This window comes from Aminobacterium sp. UBA4987, from assembly GCF_002396985.1.
In the GTDB taxonomy this organism is placed as follows: Bacteria; Synergistota; Synergistia; order Synergistales; family Aminobacteriaceae; genus Aminobacterium; species Aminobacterium colombiense.
This window is the reverse complement of the sequence record NZ_DGZF01000009.1, coordinates 29866-49417: the sequence shown is the minus strand read 5'-3', so window position 1 is coordinate 49417 and position 19552 is coordinate 29866. Positions and strand designations below refer to the sequence as shown.

Genomic DNA, 19552 nt, shown 5'->3' with positions numbered 1-19552 from the left:
ACATCCTCCGGCTTATTCATTGCGCTATTTTTTTGCTGGCAGGTGAATAACCCGCCCCAAGGCTGCCAGAGCCCCTTCTGCCAAAGCTTCTCCTATGGTGGGATGGGCATGGATTGTAGAAATAATCTCCTCCGCCGTGGCCTCCAGACGAAGGGCCAAAGCTCCCTCCACAATAAGATCTGTGGCCCTTGGCCCTATGATATGTACACCCAAAATTTCATTGTACTTCTCATGGATCACGTACTTCACCAATCCATCAATGTCATTCATAATAATGCACTTTCCGTTATTAGCCAGGGGGAACCGCCCGACCTTCACCTTAAACCCCTTTTCCCGAGCCTGCCTCTCAGTGAGCCCGACCGACGCTATCTCTGGTGAGGTGTAGATTGCGCTGGGAACAGTTTTATAATCCATGGTAACAGACCTTCCCATAATGTTCTCCGCAGCTACAATTCCCTCACGAGAGGCCACATGAGCCAGCATTATGGGAGAAGCGCAATCACCTATTCCATAAATGTGACTCACGTTGGTGCGGAGATAAGAATCAACACGGATACGCCCCTTCTCTGTTATGACTCCGGCTTTTTCAAGCCCAAGGCCATTGATAACAGGGCGGCGTCCTACAGATACAAGCACCTTTTCGGCCTCTACGGTCACTGTTCCATCAGGACTTTCAACGCTGACTGCCAGCACGCCCGCCCTCTCCTTTACTTCTGTCACTTTAGAAGATGTGTGAAAAACAACCTTTGAACGGGCGAGAACTCCTTTAATGATCTGAACCAATTCCTCATCCATATTAAGAAGAATGTCTGGCAGCATTTCTACCACAGTAACTTTCGTTCCCAAAGAAGCATAGATCGATGCAAACTCCATCCCAATAACTCCTCCGCCAACTACAACCATTGACGAAGGCACTTTTTCCAGGCTTAAGGCCTCATTGCTGGTAATAACACCTGGAATATCAAACCCCCGTATGGCAGGAATTACAGGCTCGGATCCTGTAGCGATAATAAAAGAATCGGCCTCAATTCTGGTTTCCCCGCCATCCTTCAGTTTTACACCCACAGAGCGAGGGGATAAAAACTTCGCGAAGCCATCAATTACTTCTACATCATTGGATTTCAGTAAAATGCCAACACCGCCTGTCAGGTGATCCACAACCTTCTCTTTTCGCTTCATGAGGGCATTCCAATCCACTGAAACCTTCTCTGCAACAATTCCAAGATGGGATGCCTTCTTGATGGCTGTAAAAAGTTCTACTGAATGTAGAAGAACCTTTGTAGGGATGCAGCCCACGTTAAGGCATACTCCTCCAAGACGTTTTTTCTCCACAAGGGTCACACGGGCGCCCAGCTGAGAAGCGCGAATGGCTGCTACATACCCTCCCGGACCTCCCCCAATGATAACCACATGTTTCTTTTGCTCTCCAACAGAAGGAAGGGGTTCTGCTATGGGAGCTGGACCTTCTGTCATTGTCAAGCCGGGTTTCGGCATTGTTATAGAATGTGCCATAAGCCGCTGCCAACCTCCTCCTTATCCCTACAAAAGCAACAGGTAGGGATTTTCTGCAAGTTCCTTAATCCTGGCGAGAAATTTAGCGGCATCTGCCCCATCCAGAAGGCGATGGTCTGCGCTAAGGGAGAGCATGGCCATAGGGCGAACCTTAAGTTCTCCGTCTATGACTACTGGACGATCCACAATAGTATTAATAGCCAAAATACATGCTTCTGGTGGATTCACTATGGGAGTAAAACTGTGTAAGCCAAACATTCCCATATTTGTAATAGTAAAGGTTCCGCCCTGAATCTCTTCCAGTTCAAGCTGGTTAGCACGCGCCCTGGCCACAAGATCTTCTGTTTCTACAGCAAGCTGGGAGAGGGATTTAGTTTGAACCCCCTTCACATTAGGAACTACAAGGCCGCCTTCCAGAGCAACAGCCAATCCGATATTTGCATTTCCGTGAAGAATTACTTCCTGCCCTTCAAGGGAGGCATTGGCCATGGGATGCTCCATAAGAGCCTGAGCACATATTTTCATGAAAATATGATTGTAAGAGATTTTCACGCCCTGTTTCGAAACAGCCACTTTCACACTCTTTCTGAAAGCTATAAGAAATGTAAAGTCAACTTCCATATTGTATGAGACTGCCGGAATGGACGTTGTGGAAAGAAGCATTCTCTCGCCAATGACCCTCCTCATGTTTGACAGAGGAATACAATGGTCCTCTGCTAAAATGCGAGATGGAAGAGAGGAAACAGTGGTCATGACATCTTCTTTCATAATACGCCCCTGCTTCTCAATGGCAGCAAGATCCACACCAAGCTCTGCAGCCATACGTTCTGCCATTGGCGACGCCTTGACCTTCTCATAGGCAGATGGGCTTTCAGCGAAGGCTACTACATCTTTTTTTACAATACGCCCCTCTGGCCCGCTCCCATGAACCTGAGATATATCAACTCCAAGGTCTCTGGCCGTTTTTTTCGCCAGGGGGGATGCTTTGATGAAACCTTTTGAAGTCAGCTCTGGAGAAACACCTATAAGGGGCGAGTAATCTTCACCTTTTTCTCCTATGACAGCGAGAGGAGAACCCACAGAGACCTCTTCGTTGATATTCACAATAATGGCCAGTAAGAATCCTTCTTCCGGCGATTCTACATCAAAGGTCAATTTATCCGTAGCGGCGATAAATAGGATCTCTCCCTTATTGACAGCATCCCCTTCCTTTTTTTTCCACTCAGAGACAGAACCGCTGTTCATGGTGAGTCCTAATTTTGGCATGGTTACCAGCGTAGCCATAATAAACCTCCTTCCATATTGCTTAATAAAGATTAAAAGCTTTAGGCAAGAACGTAGAGATCGTGGGGAACAGCGTAATTACAATTAGGGCCAATATGGATGCTAACACCAGAGGCATTGCAGGTTTACTGATATCTTCCATAGAGAGTTTACTGATATTGGCTCCCACATACAAGTTGACAGCTACAGGAGGTGTCACCTGCCCTATAGCGAGGTTAACCGTCATTACGACGCCAAACCAGATAGGATCCCATCCAAAGTGAGCCATAATAGGTATGAGAATGGGAAGAAAAACGTAGTAGATAGAAATGGCATCGAGAACCATTCCCGCCAAAAGCAAAATAACATTGATAAGCAACAAAATAACCATAGGGTTACCAGAAAGGTTTAGAAGGAGATCCGCAGCCTTATCAATAAGCCCTACTGTGGCACCTACCCATGAGAAGAGACCGGCACAGGTAACGACGATCATGACAACGGCAGTGGAGATAACACTTGAAACAAGAATTTCGTACATAACTCTCACAGTTATGGTTCTATAGACAAAAACACCCACAAAGAGACCATAAAAAACAGCGACAGCCGCGGCTTCCGTGGGAGTAAAAATACCTCCGTAGATTCCTCCAAGGATAATAACCGGAGTCAACAAACCCCAAAATGATTCTTTAAATGCTTTTAAGAGCTTTTCTCTCCCCCCACGGGGCTCTCCGTGATATCCGTGTTTTTTACTTATAAAATAAACAAAAAGCATTAAAAACAGAGCCACCACTATACCCGGGAAAACACCAGCCGCAAAAAGAGCGCTTACTGAAGTCTCTGTAACAACACCGTACACAATAAATGCTATGCTTGGCGGAATAACTATTGCCAAACCAGAAGAAACAGACACTACAGCGGCAGAAAAAGCCTTATCATATCCGGCAGCCGCCATTCCGGGAATAAGGATCAACCCGAGGGCAGCAACAGTTGCTGGGCCAGAGCCGCTGACCGCTCCCCAGAAGGTGGCCACCCCTACAGTCGCTATGGCGAGTCCTCCCGTGACGGAGCCTACCAGTTCCTTTATAAGATTGATGATCCGCACCGCAATGCCAGCTTTTTCCATAATGACCCCAGCTAAAATAAAGAAAGGAATGGCCAGAAGGGGGAATTTAGCTATGCCGGCATAAAAGTTATAGGAAATCATTTGGTGCCCCAGGCTCCAATGCCACGATACAAAAAGGGCCGATCCCCCAAGGGCCACTGCTATTGGAAACTTGAGCAAAAGGGGTATTACAAAAATAATAAGCGCCCACAAAGCGGGGTCTATGTTCGTACAGAGTTTGATACAATTGAAAAGGATAATAAAAGTATCTAAGATTCTTGACAACAAGAAAACTCTTGAAACCAAGGGCTTTAACTGAGTCCTCGTTTCAAGAGCAATAAAAAAACAATTTATAATATTCTTTTATAAGATTCTATTTTTATACCATATTTCTTTATTTTTTAATGCACACACCTTTAATATCACTTAAACAAAATTAAAATATATCGATAAAATTAAAAAGTTGAATTATCCATTTGATGTTTATTAAATTAACCCTTTTTATTATATTTCAATGGACAATTGTATATCTTGTTTTTCCGATTCAAAAATTTTTGATTCTAATTCATCTGATAAATGAATTAATTGAAAGTCTGTAAGTTTTTTTGTAGCCACATTAATTGCAATTTGAGATTCATCTACACCAATAAATTTTCTTTTAAGATTTTGTGCTGCAAATAATGTACTACCACTTCCACAAAAACAATCTAACACAATAGAATCTTCATGAGATGATTGTTTAATTATCATCTCTAACATCTCATTATTCTTTTGTGTAGGATATTCAGGATATTGCGGATCTTTATAATCTAACCAAATATCTTGAATCTTTTTTCCTTTGTGTTCATCTGCGAATTTTTTCAATCTAGGAACACCATTTTTAGACCACTCAATTAATCCTTCATCATTTAATTTTTCTAATTTTTTTGGTGATGTTCTCCAATGCCGTCCTTCTGGTGGTAGTATGCCCATGAATTCACCGCCAGTTTCGCCAGAAGATTCACCTGGTGCGTGTAAAGGAATTGTGTTGTATCTTCTACCTTCATCATCTACTTTATTAAATCTCTGAATAATTTCTGATTCATCAAGTGGTTCTGTTATGTGATTAAATATATGTTCACCTTTATTTTTAGCATAATATAGAATTAAATCTTTTTGATTACCATAAGCTTTCCTTTGGAAGTTTTTGGGATTACCTTTAATTCGTGTAATATCATTTATAAAATTTTTTTCACCAAAAACTTCGTCCATGATAATTTTTACATAGTGTCCAATTTTATAGTCAATATGCAAATATATTGATCCTGAACCTGACAATAATTCTCTTAATAAAATTAGCCTTTCTCTTATAAATTCAAGGTATTCTGGACCTTCTAATTTATCTGAATAAGCTACTATTCCATTTTTAGGAATACTTATTGTACTTGTTCTTTCTTCACTAATAATAAAATCATTAGTAGTGGCAAAAGGTGGATCAATATAAATTAAATCTATTTTTGATCTGTAACCATTTTTTAATAAGATCGATAATGCTTTAAAATTCTCCCCTTGTAAAATTATATTCTCTTTTTCTGGTTCTAATTTAAATCCATTATATGAATCTATCTTATCTAAAATAGTTTTTTCTGATTGTTTTAAATTATAATCTAATTTCATTTTTCCTCCTCTTTTCTAGTCTAGGCTTATTTGTTTTGCCTAATTTTACATAAGAATTTATAGCAGGTTCTGTCAAGGGACTCTCTTCCCCTTGACGGGTTCTGGTAGAAATTCTATAATCACAAAGGCAAAATAAATTAAATAATTTTAATTTATTTATTGACTTTTAATAGTTGGTCTTTATAAAGAATATAGAAAATCTCTTAACAACAACGCAGATATTATTACTTCATCATCATCCGCTTCTAATAATTCTTTGTGCATTTTACCTTTGTTTGGGATATATAATACACCATCTAAAACCGCAATTTTAATTACTTCTTTCTCGGTATCGACAAAAGTACTTCTAATTACATTTAGAGCGTCTGCAAGCTGAGCATTTTGATGACCACCAAAATCAGTTAGAAATTTAGCTTCACCAATAATATATTTGTTATTAAATTTAGCTATAAAGTCCAAACCTTTGTTGTGGCGATAACCTAAGTGAGTTGTAGCAAATTCTTGCATAGCATTATCACTTGCTTCAAAAATAATATTATCTTCATAATTCAAAAATTCCTCTGGATCTTGTGTTGTTTTAACACCTAAAGAACCTTTTCTTAACCAATTAGAAAATAACGGTCCTATTTGTCGGTTTGTTTCTTTTGGTAGTGTCATATTAAAAACTGTTTCTTCCATACCCATTTCATAGACCATACCAGCTAATCTATCTATTGTTCTAGGATTTCTTTTGATGGCTGATTTATCTCTTCTTAAATATGCGACATACGAATCCTTTACTGGAAATAATTCTTGTTCCAATAATAATGTAATTAATTTTACATTGTTTTTTTCTTCAAAGATTTTATTTAGTTCATCTGCAGTTTCATCAGACAGTTCTCTTTTTAAATTATTTGCCATAGGATAGACCTTAAATAATTGATCTAAATAATCTCTTTGATTTGCTAATTCAATACTTTTATTAGTCCATATATTCATTTATCTTACCTTCCTATCTAAATATTTTTTTACTTATTTCTTTTTTGCTATACTCCGGAAATTCTGGAAAGCACTATATTATCTTTTTCTAGTCTCTGTATCTATTATATTTGACAATATTAATGATATGTTATCACCTTATTATCTATAAATTAATAAAAATTCCCATTGATTAATTTTGTTAATACTTTATGCTTAATTAATTGCCCATTCATACCATTTTTACAATTTAAAGCCATACACCCAGATTTTACCCCAAATTTATACACCTTCTCTTACAGTTTTAAATATCTCAATTTGATCGACTTCTCTACCACTGCACACCCCTTATTGCCTTTGCACCCCCCTAAGCACAGCAACTTTTAGGATAATTAAATTGTATCAAACTCTGCAAGATTATATCTTTAAGAATTTCAGTCATCATATAAGCCCCCTCAAAACTGATGTTCTTTATAGGTTTGAATAGAATGCTGCAAAAGCCGTAAAATAATGAGCACCGAAAAAACAGGAGTAGCAATGGTATAGATCCAGACTGGGATATCCAGGGATTCTGTAGTAACATCCAAAGCTATTTCATCTATGACTTCCACATATCCATAATAGGCAAGAACAGCAAAAAACAGAATTGATGCCGCCGTAGAGAAAACAAAGCAAATCAGGCGTTTCTTTGGCGCCAAACGCTCGTAAAAAAAGGTCATACTTAAATTAGCCCCCTGTTTAAAGGCCATAGAGGTTCCAAGCATAACGAGCCATACAAAAAGATTGACCTCTATCTCTTCTGTAAAAGACAAGGGGTATTTAATAAAATACCGTGTTACAACATTGATAAAAGCTATGCTGACCATAATCATCAGCATCACAGCGCCGACAAGCTCTTCGAAGTGGTCCCAAAGTTTTTTTAGCATAAGGCCAACAACCCCTTTTTTATAAGGAGGAGGAAAGGCGCTCCTCCTCCTTATTACAGAGTATGACTACTTTACAGAAGCCATATCAGCTTCTGCGGCTTCCACAAGGTCTTTGCCGATTTTCTCTTTCCATGTATCGTAAACAGGCTTTGTCTTTTCGACAAAAACCTTTATCTGGTCAGCGCTGAGCCTTGTTATCATCATTCCCTGCTCTTCAAGGTATTTGTAGGGTTCTATGACCTGAGGCACTTCATTGATCTCCTTGAGATAGGCTAGGGAAATATCACCGTCAAGACCAACACGAGCAAGGGCCTTCTGGTATTTGGAAGCTTCTTCCACACACTCCATTATCATTTTCTGATCTTCTGAACTAAAAGATGTCCACACCCTGTTGTTTACTGCGTACAGAAGGGGATCCACCACATAATGCCAATCTGTAAGGTATTTATGGAATTCGAATACTTTGTATGGAAGGATTACAGAGTTAACAGGGTTCTCTTGCCCATCAACAACTCCCTGCTGAAATGCGGTTACAGCTTCTCCCCAGTTCATATTGATGGGATTGGCTCCCAGCGCCTTGAAAATATCGAGGTAGAGAGGGCTTCCTACTACACGAATTTTCATCCCGGCCATATCCTCGGGCGAGGAAATGGGCTTGACTCCGTTGGTGAGTTCGCGAAAGCCGTTCTCACCCCAGCCCAGAACTGTAACACCTTTTTTCTGCAAAGCATCGGCAATGAACTTCCCAGCTTTGCCGGCCTCAATGGCGTCAAGTGCCTTATAGGGATCTGGCTGACTGGAAATAAAGAAAGGAAGGGCAAAAAGGTTCAACTCTGTTGCTTGAGGAGACCAATTAATGGTAGATGAAAGAGCAAAGTCAGCCGCTTCATTGCGTACTATCATAAACTCTGATGTCTGTTTTCCTGCCATGAGCTGGGCAGAATAGTAGACTTTAACGTTAATTTTACCGCCAGACTTCTCTGCCACCAGTTCCGCAAACTTACCTGCTCCTTTACCCCAGGCACTCTGTGCAGCAACGTTGCAAGTCAGCTTATACTCGTCTTTATAGGCAGCAAGAGCCGGGACAGCCAGACCACAAACAAGAACACACAAAGTTAAAAAAGCAATCAGCTTACGCATCCTTTTCCCTCCTGTTTTAAGGATAATAAAAACACCTCACGCCCGCAGCGCTCCTCTATTAGCTGTTCCCTAGCCTTCACCCCCGCTCATTATGTAGGTAGTTAGCCTTGGAACTATATGTGAATGAACAACCATTACTCTCGCTTCTTCTCCGTCACTTTAAAAAGATTAAATCCGGTTTCTTCATCATAGGAACGAAGCATTTGCACATCAGAAAAAACGCTGATGACCACTTCCACCGTAGCGAGCACTCTATTGTTCCCCGACGGGGCAAAATGCCCCGCAACAGCATGCATATCCTCTCCTGCCACAGCACCATGAAGATGGATATCAATCTCTCCATCCTCATTTCTTCCAATAATCCCCTGAGCACCGATAAACTCGAGGGGACCCGCCATTTGAACCGGATCAAGGTAACGAGCCTGTCCCCCTGGAAAATCCTCTGTAACACAAACCAACGTGGCACATTGAAGACTGCCTATCATGGTGCTGATGCACCCTGACTCTACATCCATTTTCTGGCAAAGGAGCCTTAGTGACTCAAAAATATCTTCATCAGGACCAAAGCGAGCCACGATCATTCTTGATACATCTGTGGAAAAGGCCTGCACTTCTGAATCCCTCCCTTACATCATGCTCTTTACGCCCTCATAAATTTTGTCGGCAGTAACACGATAGGCCTGCTCTAAAGGTTTGGCAAAGGGAATGGGGGTAAAGGGGGCTCCAATTCGAAGGATGGGGGCATCAAGATAGTCGAGACCTTCCTCTGCGACAATGGCCGCTATTTCACCACCAACGCCACCCTGCTTTACCGCTTCGTGGGCTATGGCAAGACGATTCGTTTTCGCTACAGAATTTAAAATCGTTTTCTTATCTATAGGTGAAATGGTTCTTAGGTCGACAAGCTCTACATTTATTCCCTCTTTTTCAAGCTTTTCCGCTGCCTGGACAGCCAGATTCATAGTCATGGAATAAGAAACAAGGGTTACATCTGTACCCTCTTTAATGACTTTCGCCTTTCCTATGGGAGTAAAAAACTCTTCCTCGGGAACTTCTCCCTTCATGCTGAATAAAGCCTTGTGCTCAAAGTAAATAACAGGATTGTCATCGCGAATCGCGGACTTTAGAAGCCCCTTTGCATCGGCTGGATTTGAAGGAATCACAACTTTCAATCCCGGAATATGCTGGAACCACGCCTCTACACTCTGGGAATGCTGAGCCGCAGCCTGATTAATAAGCCCATCTGGAGCCCGAAGAACCATGGGAAGAGTCTTTTGTCCTCCAAACATATAGTGGACCTTGGCCATCTGGTTAAACACTTCATCCATACAAACGCCAATAAAATCAGCGAAATGCATATCTGCAACAGGACGCATCCCCGCAAGGGCCGCTCCTACCGCTGCCCCCACAATAGCCGTTTCAGAGATGGGGGTGTCTCTAACTCGTTCTGTACCAAATTTGTCAGGGAGACCTTTAAACTGTCCAAAAATGCCACCCTGCCTGGCAATGTCTTCTCCCATGACGAAGACGGTTTCATCATGAAGCATTTCTTCTTCCATGGCTTCAAGGGTCGCCTGAGAAAAGCTGATAATCTTCATTATTCATTCACCGCCCTATACATAGAGATCTTCAAAGAGTTCGAAAGGCTCAGGTTCAGGAGCATTTCGAGCAAACTCGACAGCTTCTGCAACAGACCTTTTCACGGCCTCTTCAATGGCTGTCAACTCCTCCTTGGACATCACTCCCCCTTCAATTACTTTCTGTTCAAAACGAGGGATGGGATCTGTTTCATCAAAAACCTTCTGCACTTCCTCTTTCGTTCTGTACTTTTCGGGATCTCCCACAAAATGGCCTTTGATCCGATAGGTTTTGGCCTCCAGCAATGCTGGTCCGCTGCCTCGCCTGGCCCTTTCTATAAGCTCTTGGGCCGCTTCATAGACTGCGAAAACATCGTTCCCATCAACTATGACTCCGGGTATGTCATAACCAAGCGCCCTATCCGCGATGTTTTCAACTGCTGTAGTGGTATGATAGGGCGTTGTTGAGGCCCAATGGTTATTTTCACAGACAAAAATAACGGGGAGTTTCCAGGCCGCTGCCAAATTTATACCCTCATGGAATGTACCGCGATTTGAAGCTCCGTCCCCAAAAAAAACAACTGAAACGCCATCTGTTCCTTGCATTTTCTGGGCCAGGGCCGCTCCTGCCGCGAGGGTGAAACCCCCTCCAACTATTCCATTGGCCCCAAGCATCCCTATGCTAAAATCAGCAATATGCATAGAGCCGCCCTTCCCTTTGCAATAACCAGATTCTTTTCCGAAGATCTCTGCCATCATAGGCTTTAAATCGGCTCCCTTTGCTATAGTATGGCCATGTCCCCTATGAGTGCTCTGGATATAATCCGTTTTTCTCAGGTTTGCCATAACGCCAGCGGCTACAGCTTCTTCTCCTATGTACAAATGGACAAAACCTGGAATTTCACCAGCAAAAAAGAACTCTTCGACCTTCTCTTCAAAATGACGGATCTTTACCATCGTTTCGTAGAGAGATCGAAGGGTCTCTTTGTCAAAATCTCTGACTGGAATCGCAGGTTCTTTACGAACGACTTCCGCACGCATACAGACCCCTCCTCACGATACAGTCTTGAATATTGAAATAATTTTTTAAAAAAATAAAATCAGGCCATCAGATTTCTTTTCCCAGTGAGCAGATGAAGGTGCATAGCTTCAACAGCCATCTTCGAATCATCTTTGCGAAGAGCCTCTACAATTTCGCAATGCTGGCGAAAAGACCGTTCTACACTTCCAGGACCTTTTAACACATTGACTCCGACAGAAAAAAAGCGGTCTTGCACTCGTTTGGCTGTGAAAATAATGAGGGAATTAGAATAGATTTGCAAAAAGCAATCATGAAAATCACGATCGTACTGAAGGTACTCCGTTACATCGCCTTTTTCTATTGCTTGCTTTTGAAATGAAAGGTTACGGTCTATCTCTCTGAAGTGCTTATCTGTAAGCAGTGGGGAAACATTTTTAACGACAAATTCTTCTATGGCCATTCTCAGATCAAATATTTCGTTTGCTTCGAGAACTGTTACATCTCGCAATGCTATCCCACGGTTGGGGAATATTTCTATGAAGCCCTCCACTTGCAGCCTTTGCAGGGCCTCACGGACAGGTGTCCTGCTCATCTCTAATTTCTCTGCAAGAAAGTTTTCTGAAATATTGTGGTTTTTCATGTACTCTCTGTCGAGAATCAACTCTTTAATCTTTTCGTAGGCTATATCTTTTTTTCTCATTTTTAACATAAGCTCACCTCTGTTATCGATATAAGCCTGCATACAAGTAACATACAACTTGTACACTATAAAGAATATCTAGAATCCTATGTCATGTCAAGACGAATTAATAAGAGAACATTAAAATCTAAAGAGTTAATAATCGTGTTATTTCTTATGAATTATTTTGTTTAGATTCATTTTTTTCTAAGAATTCAAGTCCCGCCTTTTAAAAGTCTTCATGGCCTTTTTCCGTTGCCCTTTTGACGCAAGGGGCTGACTTTAACTGTGAAAATAGTGCTTATAACATAAGGTATTGATGTTGAGATATAATTTTGTATCGGGAGGGATGGATTATGAATGAAAAAATTGAATTGTTAAAAGGCGATATCACAAAAGTTGAAGTTGATGCCATAGTTAATGCAGCAAACACCACTCTTCTTGGCGGAGGTGGCGTTGATGGAGCTATTCACAGAGCCGCCGGGCCGGAGCTTCTTGAAGAATGCAGTACCCTTGGCGGATGCGCCACAGGGGATGCAAAGATAACAAAGGGCTACCGTTTGCCTGCACGATACGTTATCCATACACCAGGTCCAGTCTGGAGGGGAGGCACAAAGGGGGAACCCGATCTGCTGGCCTCCTGTTACCGTAAAAGTCTCGAACTGGCCGTGGAAAATGGATGTAAATCTGTTGCATTTCCATCGATAAGCTGCGGGGTCTATGGTTATCCCTTTGATCAGGCCGCTCAGATAGCCATAAGGGAGGTTTCTTCTTTTATCCAAAAAGACTCAAGACTGGAAAAGGTCATTTTCGTATGCTTTAGCCAAGAAGCTTACGATTTATACAACAAAATTCTATCGAAATAAATATTAAAATTTAAAGAACTAACGACTCTGCTGTTTCTCATGGATTATTTTGTTTAACTTCAACCCTATTTCAAGAAATTCTAGTTCGACTTTTTTAAAGACCTCGATGTCTTCTCCATAGTCTTTTTTTGAATATTCCTTGTTTCCCATACTTCTTTGATAGAGTTTTTCAGTTATGAGTTTTACACAAGAAACTGCTCTGGCCATTCCTGAAACATAGGCTCGTTGAAGAATGAGAAATTTTCCGTCCTCCGATTCATTGTCTGGACGAAAATCCCTTATGGAGCGCTTAATGTCCTCAAGTTCTACCGAAATAGCGGTGAGGGCCAAACGATTCCCCTGGTAGTCTACGGGGGTATAAATCCCGGGAAGACGTATTAATTTTCGAAGAGAAGGTTTGAAAAGGTCGTTCTGAATGTTCATGTATTGTCGTAATACGCTATTTGTTCTTCTTGCTATCTCAAGGGTTTCTGGCCGCACTCCATACTTCTCCTTTCTTATCAGTGAACTAGGGGGGCAAGTTCATTTTCAAGGGCAATCACTTTTTCCTCCAAATCCTGAAGAAGTTTCGTGTCTGCAGCAGGAGAAACTTTTATCCGCACATTGAAAAGCTGCTGACGTTTGCTTTCAACTTCTTGCAATATTGTTTGTACGATTTCTTTAGATTCCTCGTCAAGCCCTTCTACATTTGAATCTCCCGCGCTTTTTACAATTTCGGCCAGAGCTAAAGCTTTATCGGCCCTGGCTAGCAGGAATTCTGTTCCTGCTGGTCCTTCTTGGAAACGATCAGTTGGTTTGTTGTTTGTAAAACCCACGAACAATACCACTGTACAGGCAATACAGACAAGCGCAATAAAAAGCTTTTTCTTCATAAAAGCCTCCGTATTCCTTTAAGGTCTATTTATTGTACGTGCTTGGGGCTCTGTCTCCAATCCTTCACTGAGAACATCTTCTATCGTTTGGATTTTTTCTTTATTTTCGGCTCCCAGGCTTTACACAGGGAATTCCTTTAGAGCACATGGGACACTCTTCCGGACTATAAACTGGAAAAGAAAGATTCCAAAGGGAAAGGGGATCATGGGGCAAAATATGTTTTCCACCGCTGCGGTTGACGATGCAAGCCGTTGCCAGCCATTTCGCTCCCTTTTCTTCCATGAGGGTGCCTACCTCTTCCACAGACCCCCCTGTTGTGATAACATCTTCAACTACAACAACTCCAGCTTTTTCGGGGAAAGGAAAACGTCTAAGACGCATTTTCCCATCTTCTCTTTCACAAAAAATGAACGGGATATCCAAAGCTCTCGCAACTTCATGGCCAATAATGAGTCCACCAATGGCCGGGGCCACTACCACAGTAGGCTGGAGTTTTTGAACTAAGCGGGCTATTTCTTTTCCTGCAAAAGCAGCATAGGCTGGAAAACGTAAAAGAAGGGCGCATTGCAAATAAAAAGCACTGTGCAAACCAGAAGTAAGAAGAAAATGCCCCTCTAGAAGGGCCCCGCTATCGCGCATCATTTCTTGAATACGCTCTTCTACTAATCCTCTTTCCATCGCAACCCCTCCCCTATATCGCTCAGTATGTTACGTAGAGCTTCCAGACGATTTTCAGCTTTTAAAATAGGACGGCCTACTACAAGAAAATCTGCTCCTGCTATAATAGCACCTTTGGGGGTCGCTGTACGGGCCTGATCATCCCCTGTCGCTGAAGGACGGATTCCCGGCACCACCTTTATAAGCTCTTTCCCCCTCGTTTCATTAATAATGGGCAGATCGAGAGGAGAGCAGACAAGACCATCAATACCTGCTTCAGCACAGACAGTGGATCTGGCTCTAAGGGCATGGTCCATAGAACATCCTGGAGTGACTTCCTGCCAAAGCTCATTATTCATGCTTGTCAATACAGTAACTCCTAAAAGGATCATTTCTCCACCAACATTGTCCCGGCCGTTGCAAGCCTCTTCAAGCATAGCCCTTCCTCCTGCTCCATGAAGGGTAAGGGCCCAAATGCCTTCATTGGCCAAAGCCTCAACCCCCATGCGGACAGTGTTGGGAATATCGTGCATTTTCAGATCCAGAAACACCTTATAGCCCATAGACATTACTTCTCTAATAAAGGGGAGTCCCCCCTTTGCATAGAGCTGATGTCCTATTTTTATGTATCGCAGCTCGCCCTGTAAAACCCCAAGCAAAAGACGGCCTTCCTCCAGGTTTTCTACGTCAAGGGCCAATATGAGACGCTCCTGGCCTTTCTCCTCCATTTAAAAAACTCCTTTCCGAGCTTGGGCCCTACCTCTTAATTCACGAATATGATCAATCTTATGGCCTTCAAGGTAGGCATCCAGCCCCTTGCAAATAGACCGCGGCATATCTGAATGCACAAACATAGCTGTTCCCAGCTCTACGGCACTCGCTCCAGCAAGGATCATAGATAGAGCATCCTGCCACGTGGAAACACCCCCGCAGCCAATAACCGGGAGAGAGGTGGCTTCGCAGACCTGCCAGACCAGCCGTAATGCAAGGGGAAAAACCGCCGGCCCTGAAAAACCTGCAAAGGTTCTGTTAAAAACAGGCCGGCACTGATTAATATCAATAGCCATACCCAGCCAGGTGTTCGCAACGACCAGCCCATCTGCCCCCGAAGCTTCAGCAGCCAGTGCGACGCCATAAGGATCGTGGCACTGGGGAGTCAATTTTACAAGAAGAGACCCCTGCCACACTGATCGGGATGCCGCAACCGCCTGTGCCGTACTTTCCGGAGAAACTCCCCATGCCATTCCATCGCCATCCACGTTGGGGCAGGATATGTTCAATTCTACTCCTTTAATAATGTCATCATGTTCAGCCAGGGCCTTCAGAGTTTCCTGCGTTTCTTCTATACTTTCCATGACAACGTTCACAAAAAAAGGCATTCCACCTTTTCTGATCACGGGAAGAGCATTCTGCAGAAAGTCGTGAACACCAGTGTTTTGAAGACCGATACTATTCAACAGGCCACAGGATGTTTCCCATACCCTCACTCCTGTATTGCCTCGCCTTGACTTATTGCTCACCGCCTTTGTGCAAATAGCACCAACACCATCCAGATTGTTTTTATCCCAAAGATCCGCATCGTAGGGCCAGACCCCTGAAGCAATAATTACCGGCGTTTTAAGAGGAATGCCAACTAGAGTGTCTGAGAGCCTACTCCATGTCATTCCAGTCGACCTCCTTTGCCATGAAAAAAGGACCATCAACGCATACACGCTTAGGCCCCTTATCAGTGGAAATAACGCACCCTAGACACCCGCCGATACCGCAAGCCATCTTCATGTCAAGGCTGACCCTCACCTGACCTGCCTGTTCTATGTACTTCCGGGCCATGGCCTTAAGCATGGGAAGAGGGCCACAGGCCCATATTTCCTCATTATTACCAAGGGTTTCTGGCAATGCCGCAAGAGCGTTTCCTTTGATTCCAAGAGTTCCATCGTCTGAACAAACCTTTATATTTTGTGTTTTCTCTTCTACATAACTGACAAAACCTCCCCAGCCCTTTCCTGGAACTCCAAGAACAAACTCCCTTTTCTTAAGCTCAGGAAAAGACTGCAAGGCAAAAAGAAGGGGGGCAGCCCCCACTGTTCCAGCAACAAAAATAATTTTTTTATCCGATGGCCTCTCTAGATACCCGTTCCCCATGGGGCCGCGCAAATTCGCTTTTGTCCCCGGTGGAAGTGTCTTTAAAAGATGTGTAAACTTGCCAACAACCTGGACCAGGAGTGTCACAGTTTCCGCTTCAGTAGCAGCTATAGCGAAAGGACGCCCTAACAGGGGGTCAAGAACTCCCCGCAGCCTAAGCATGACAAACTGGCCAGGCTTCGCAGAAAGGGCGACAGCTGGACAATGAAGCACCACTTCTATAACTTCTGAACTGATAAGTCTTACCTTTAAAATTGTCCCGTTATGGTCAATTCTCTCCATAACTCCCTCCCCCATCAAATAATCGGCCCTCAAGGAAGGTCATGACCGGCCAACCAGTCAGGATTTCCCCATTCCATGGTGTCATGCGGGCCTTGCTTTTCCAGGTGGACACGTCAACCACCTTTGATTCGTCAAGGTCGATAATCGTCAAATCCGCCACAGCGCCTTCAGCGATATGCCCCAGGCCTCGCCACTCTTCTGGAAGGATAGCCGCTGGTCCGGATGTGAAGAGTTCAAGGACTCTGGACAAAGAAACAGGTTTCCCCATTTTGAGCCATGTATCAAGCACTACGGCCACAGAGCACTCAAGGGAAGCAATGCCAAAGGGGGCCTCTTCGAAAGGGAGGTCTTTTTCGTTTTCATGCCATGGCGCATGGTCGGTAACTATGGCATCAATGGTGCCATCAGCTACAGCTGCCCAGGCAGCTTTTACATCCTCCCGGCTACGAAGGGGTGGATTGACCTTATATACGGAATGATACCGGCTCACGATAACATTGTTTTCATCAAGGGAGAGATGATGGGGGGTTACGTCACATGTTACCGGCAACCCTTCATCTTTTGCCTCTGCTATGGCCTTGAAAGCAAGAGATGTGCTTACATGGGTGAAGTGAATTGGGGCTTTTGTCTCTCGGCATAAAGCTATTCCACGCTCAATATCAATATATTCAGCGGAGTGGGGAAAGCCTTTCAAGCCGCTCAGAGATGAAATTCGCCCTTCATTGACCTGGCACTTTTCAGTGAGAGATATTTCCTCCGGGTGCTCCATAATGATGGCACCGATATCTTTAGAGTACAGAAGAGCTGTACGAAGAAGCTTGGACGTACGAACCGGGGCGCCATCCTCAGTGAAAAGAACTGCCCCGGCTTCACGCAAAAGCCCCAGTTCTGCCAGCAATTCTCCCTTTCTATCCTTACTGACACAGGCTCCCGGCAAAACTCTGGCACCCCCAGCCTGGCGCCCTCTCTCAAATACGTACTTTACGAGGGCCGGTGTATCTACAGCAGGGTCAGTGTTTGGCATGGTTACGACCGTAGTATATCCTCCAGCGGCGGCGGCCTTCGAACCGCTCTCTATATCTTCACGCCATTCAAAACCAGGATCTCTGAAGTGTACATGAAGGTCAATAAACCCTGGGGCAAGTATTTTCCCATCAAGATCTATAACTTGCATTCCTTCCTCTATATTGATAGAAGGTGCTATTTTCTCTATTGTGGTCCCCTTCAGCAATACATCCGCGCTTTCTTCATTGAGTTCTTTTCCATCAAAAATGCGGGCGTTTTTCAGTAAGATCAATTGCGTACACCTCCCAGACACAAATAAAGCAGCGCCATTCTAACTGCGACACCGCTTCGAACCTGTTTCAAAATAATGCTCCTATCCCCATCTGCCACAGATGAGGCTATTTCCACCTCTCTGTTGATGGGACCAGGATGCATTACCACTGCATCGGCATCTGCCAGAGCAACAAGTTCTTCTGTAGCTCCATATCGTCTGTGATATTCGTCTATAGAGGGTATTAATCCTTCTTCCTGCCGCTCTTTCTGAATTCTGAGGAGATATACCATATCGGCTCCTGCAACGGCCTTTTTAGGATCGGGCTCGTAAGCGGCTCCGAGTTCGTTATGGTACAAAGGCATTAATGTACGAGGTCCGGAGAGAACAACTTCCACTCCCATCTTACTAAAGGCCTGAATGTCGCTTCGAGCTACGCGGCTATGAAGAACGTCGCCAACAATAGCCATTCTTTTTCCCTCAAGCTTGCCAAAACGGCGCCGTGCCGCGTGAAGATCCAATAAAGCCTGGGTGGGATGTCCATTTGTTCCGTCTCCAGCGTTAAAAACGGAGGCCCGATGAAGCTTTCTGGCCAGATAGTCTGCCGCTCCTACGGCCGAATGACGTATTACCACTGCATCAGCCCCCATGGCTTCAAGGGTCCAGGCCGTATCCCTCATAGTCTCCCCTTTACTCACGCTTGATCCCGAAGTAGACCAGTTGACCACATCTGCCGAAAGCATCTTTTCAGCGAGCTCAAAAGAAACCCTTGTTCGCGTAGAACTTTCAAAAAAGAAATTGACGATCATCTTCCCTCGCAAAGCGGGAACTTTTTTTATGGGGCGGTTCATCAGTTCTTCCATATAGTCCGCCTGGCCTAAAAAGAACTCAAGCTCTTCTCTTGTCCAGTCTTCAAGAGAAATAAGATGCCTATGCCTCCACTGCATCACGCTACTCCCCCGTTTCTTTCACAAATCACTACTTTATCCTCACCATCAAGCTCCCTGACCCTAACCTCAACTATTTCAGCCTTAGACGTTGGAACAGTTCGCCCGATATAGTCCGCCTGAATGGGAAGCTCCCTATGCCCCCGGTCTACGAGGATAACAAGCTGCACTCGATCAGGCCGCCCCAGATCCATCAGGGCGTCAAGGGCTGCCCGTATAGTTCGGCCTGTATAAAGCACATCATCCACAAGAACAAGTTTTTTCCCCGCAATATCTACCGGAATAGAGGTGCTATGCACGATGGGCTGTTCTTGCAATGTTGTAATGTCATCTCGATAGAGGGTGATATCAAGCTCTCCAGCGGGAACCTTTACTCCCTCTGTTTCCTTCAAAATGCTGCGAAGGCGGCCAGCCAAATAAACGCCTCGACGCTGAATACCTAAAAGCACCACATCCTCAAGGCCTTTATTCCTTTCCACTATTTCTACAGCGATTCGGCGAAGGATGCGTTCCATATCTCCTTCTGACATAACAATTGCTTTTTCAATAAGAGCCATTCCTATCCCCCTTTTCCTGACAGAACAAAAAACAAGGCCACAAGCCGTTTTCACGGCCCATGGCCTTGTTCAATTTATTTCTTTCCGCAATGAATAAACCCCTTACTCCCGCCATACTC

General features: G+C 43.8%; 21 protein-coding genes. 1 reads left to right on the top strand and 20 read right to left on the bottom strand.

What is annotated here, in order from left to right; all coding sequences use genetic code 11:
• Positions 1 to 24 precede the first annotated feature (24 nt).
• From lpdA to B2U56_RS04225, 11 genes are all read right to left on the bottom strand, one after another.
• Entirely contained in the window at positions 25 to 1512 is a 1488-nt protein-coding gene (gene lpdA / locus B2U56_RS04275; protein WP_013048963.1) for a dihydrolipoyl dehydrogenase, read from the bottom strand.
• A 27-nt stretch (positions 1513 to 1539) separates the two neighbouring features.
• Complete coding sequence (locus B2U56_RS04270) at positions 1540 to 2796, bottom strand: dihydrolipoamide acetyltransferase family protein (protein WP_286952535.1); 1257 nt, start codon at positions 2794 to 2796, stop codon at positions 1540 to 1542.
• A 22-nt stretch (positions 2797 to 2818) separates the two neighbouring features.
• Entirely contained in the window at positions 2819 to 4162 is a 1344-nt protein-coding gene (locus B2U56_RS04265; RefSeq protein WP_286952534.1) for a TRAP transporter large permease, read from the bottom strand.
• 219 nt (positions 4163 to 4381) lie between these two features.
• Positions 4382 to 5533 (bottom strand): site-specific DNA-methyltransferase, encoded by a 1152-nt coding sequence (locus tag B2U56_RS04260; RefSeq protein WP_286952533.1) that lies wholly within the window; start codon positions 5531 to 5533, stop codon positions 4382 to 4384.
• Positions 5534 to 5713: 180 nt separating this feature from the next.
• Positions 5714 to 6511, bottom strand: a complete 798-nt coding sequence (locus B2U56_RS04255; protein WP_286952532.1) for a hypothetical protein — start codon at positions 6509 to 6511, stop codon at positions 5714 to 5716.
• Between the two features lie 434 nt (positions 6512 to 6945).
• On the bottom strand, positions 6946 to 7416 hold the full coding sequence (locus B2U56_RS04250) for a TRAP transporter small permease (RefSeq protein WP_013048966.1): 471 nt from the start codon (positions 7414 to 7416) through the stop codon (positions 6946 to 6948).
• 66 nt (positions 7417 to 7482) lie between these two features.
• On the bottom strand, positions 7483 to 8556 hold the full coding sequence (locus tag B2U56_RS04245) for a DctP family TRAP transporter solute-binding subunit (protein WP_013048967.1): 1074 nt from the start codon (positions 8554 to 8556) through the stop codon (positions 7483 to 7485).
• Between the two features lie 134 nt (positions 8557 to 8690).
• Entirely contained in the window at positions 8691 to 9167 is a 477-nt protein-coding gene (locus tag B2U56_RS04240) for a PPC domain-containing DNA-binding protein (RefSeq protein ID WP_013048968.1), read from the bottom strand.
• Positions 9168 to 9182: 15 nt separating this feature from the next.
• Positions 9183 to 10154, bottom strand: coding sequence for an alpha-ketoacid dehydrogenase subunit beta (locus B2U56_RS04235; protein ID WP_013048969.1), 972 nt, complete (start codon positions 10152 to 10154; stop codon positions 9183 to 9185).
• A gap of 15 nt (positions 10155 to 10169) precedes the next feature.
• A complete protein-coding gene (locus tag B2U56_RS04230) occupies positions 10170 to 11174 on the bottom strand; it encodes a thiamine pyrophosphate-dependent dehydrogenase E1 component subunit alpha (RefSeq protein ID WP_286952530.1) in 1005 nt (334 codons plus the stop codon).
• A 59-nt stretch (positions 11175 to 11233) separates the two neighbouring features.
• Positions 11234 to 11863, bottom strand: a complete 630-nt coding sequence (locus B2U56_RS04225) for a GntR family transcriptional regulator (RefSeq protein ID WP_013048971.1) — start codon at positions 11861 to 11863, stop codon at positions 11234 to 11236.
• 326 nt (positions 11864 to 12189) lie between these two features.
• Between B2U56_RS04225 and B2U56_RS04220 the strand changes: the two genes are divergently transcribed.
• Complete coding sequence (locus B2U56_RS04220; protein WP_013048972.1) at positions 12190 to 12699, top strand: O-acetyl-ADP-ribose deacetylase; 510 nt, start codon at positions 12190 to 12192, stop codon at positions 12697 to 12699.
• Between the two features lie 18 nt (positions 12700 to 12717).
• Here the strand turns inward: B2U56_RS04220 and B2U56_RS04215 are convergent, their stop codons facing one another.
• The 9 genes from B2U56_RS04215 to pyrR all read right to left on the bottom strand — a co-directional run bounded on the left by B2U56_RS04215 (position 12718) and on the right by pyrR (position 19433).
• Complete coding sequence (locus B2U56_RS04215) at positions 12718 to 13179, bottom strand: hypothetical protein (protein ID WP_013048973.1); 462 nt, start codon at positions 13177 to 13179, stop codon at positions 12718 to 12720.
• A 20-nt stretch (positions 13180 to 13199) separates the two neighbouring features.
• Positions 13200 to 13571 (bottom strand): hypothetical protein, encoded by a 372-nt coding sequence (locus tag B2U56_RS04210; protein WP_013048974.1) that lies wholly within the window; start codon positions 13569 to 13571, stop codon positions 13200 to 13202.
• Positions 13572 to 13671: 100 nt separating this feature from the next.
• Entirely contained in the window at positions 13672 to 14250 is a 579-nt protein-coding gene (gene pyrE, locus B2U56_RS04205; protein WP_013048975.1) for an orotate phosphoribosyltransferase, read from the bottom strand.
• A complete protein-coding gene (gene pyrF, locus B2U56_RS04200; RefSeq protein ID WP_213700381.1) occupies positions 14235 to 14957 on the bottom strand; it encodes an orotidine-5'-phosphate decarboxylase in 723 nt (240 codons plus the stop codon). Before pyrF ends, pyrE begins: the two co-directional genes overlap by 16 nt.
• Positions 14958 to 15893, bottom strand: coding sequence for a dihydroorotate dehydrogenase (locus tag B2U56_RS04195; RefSeq protein ID WP_013048977.1), 936 nt, complete (start codon positions 15891 to 15893; stop codon positions 14958 to 14960).
• Positions 15880 to 16653: an FAD-binding oxidoreductase gene (locus tag B2U56_RS04190; protein WP_013048978.1), complete on the bottom strand. Its 774-nt coding sequence runs from the start codon at positions 16651 to 16653 to the stop codon at positions 15880 to 15882. The genes B2U56_RS04195 and B2U56_RS04190 overlap by 14 nt, the downstream gene beginning before the upstream one ends.
• Positions 16640 to 17950, bottom strand: a complete 1311-nt coding sequence (locus tag B2U56_RS04185; protein ID WP_286952524.1) for a dihydroorotase — start codon at positions 17948 to 17950, stop codon at positions 16640 to 16642. Before B2U56_RS04185 ends, B2U56_RS04190 begins: the two co-directional genes overlap by 14 nt.
• A complete protein-coding gene (locus B2U56_RS04180; protein ID WP_213700384.1) occupies positions 17947 to 18876 on the bottom strand; it encodes an aspartate carbamoyltransferase catalytic subunit in 930 nt (309 codons plus the stop codon). Before B2U56_RS04180 ends, B2U56_RS04185 begins: the two co-directional genes overlap by 4 nt.
• On the bottom strand, positions 18876 to 19433 hold the full coding sequence (gene pyrR, locus B2U56_RS04175; RefSeq protein ID WP_286952523.1) for a bifunctional pyr operon transcriptional regulator/uracil phosphoribosyltransferase PyrR: 558 nt from the start codon (positions 19431 to 19433) through the stop codon (positions 18876 to 18878). The genes B2U56_RS04180 and pyrR overlap by 1 nt, the downstream gene beginning before the upstream one ends.
• Positions 19434 to 19552: the final 119 nt, after the last annotated feature.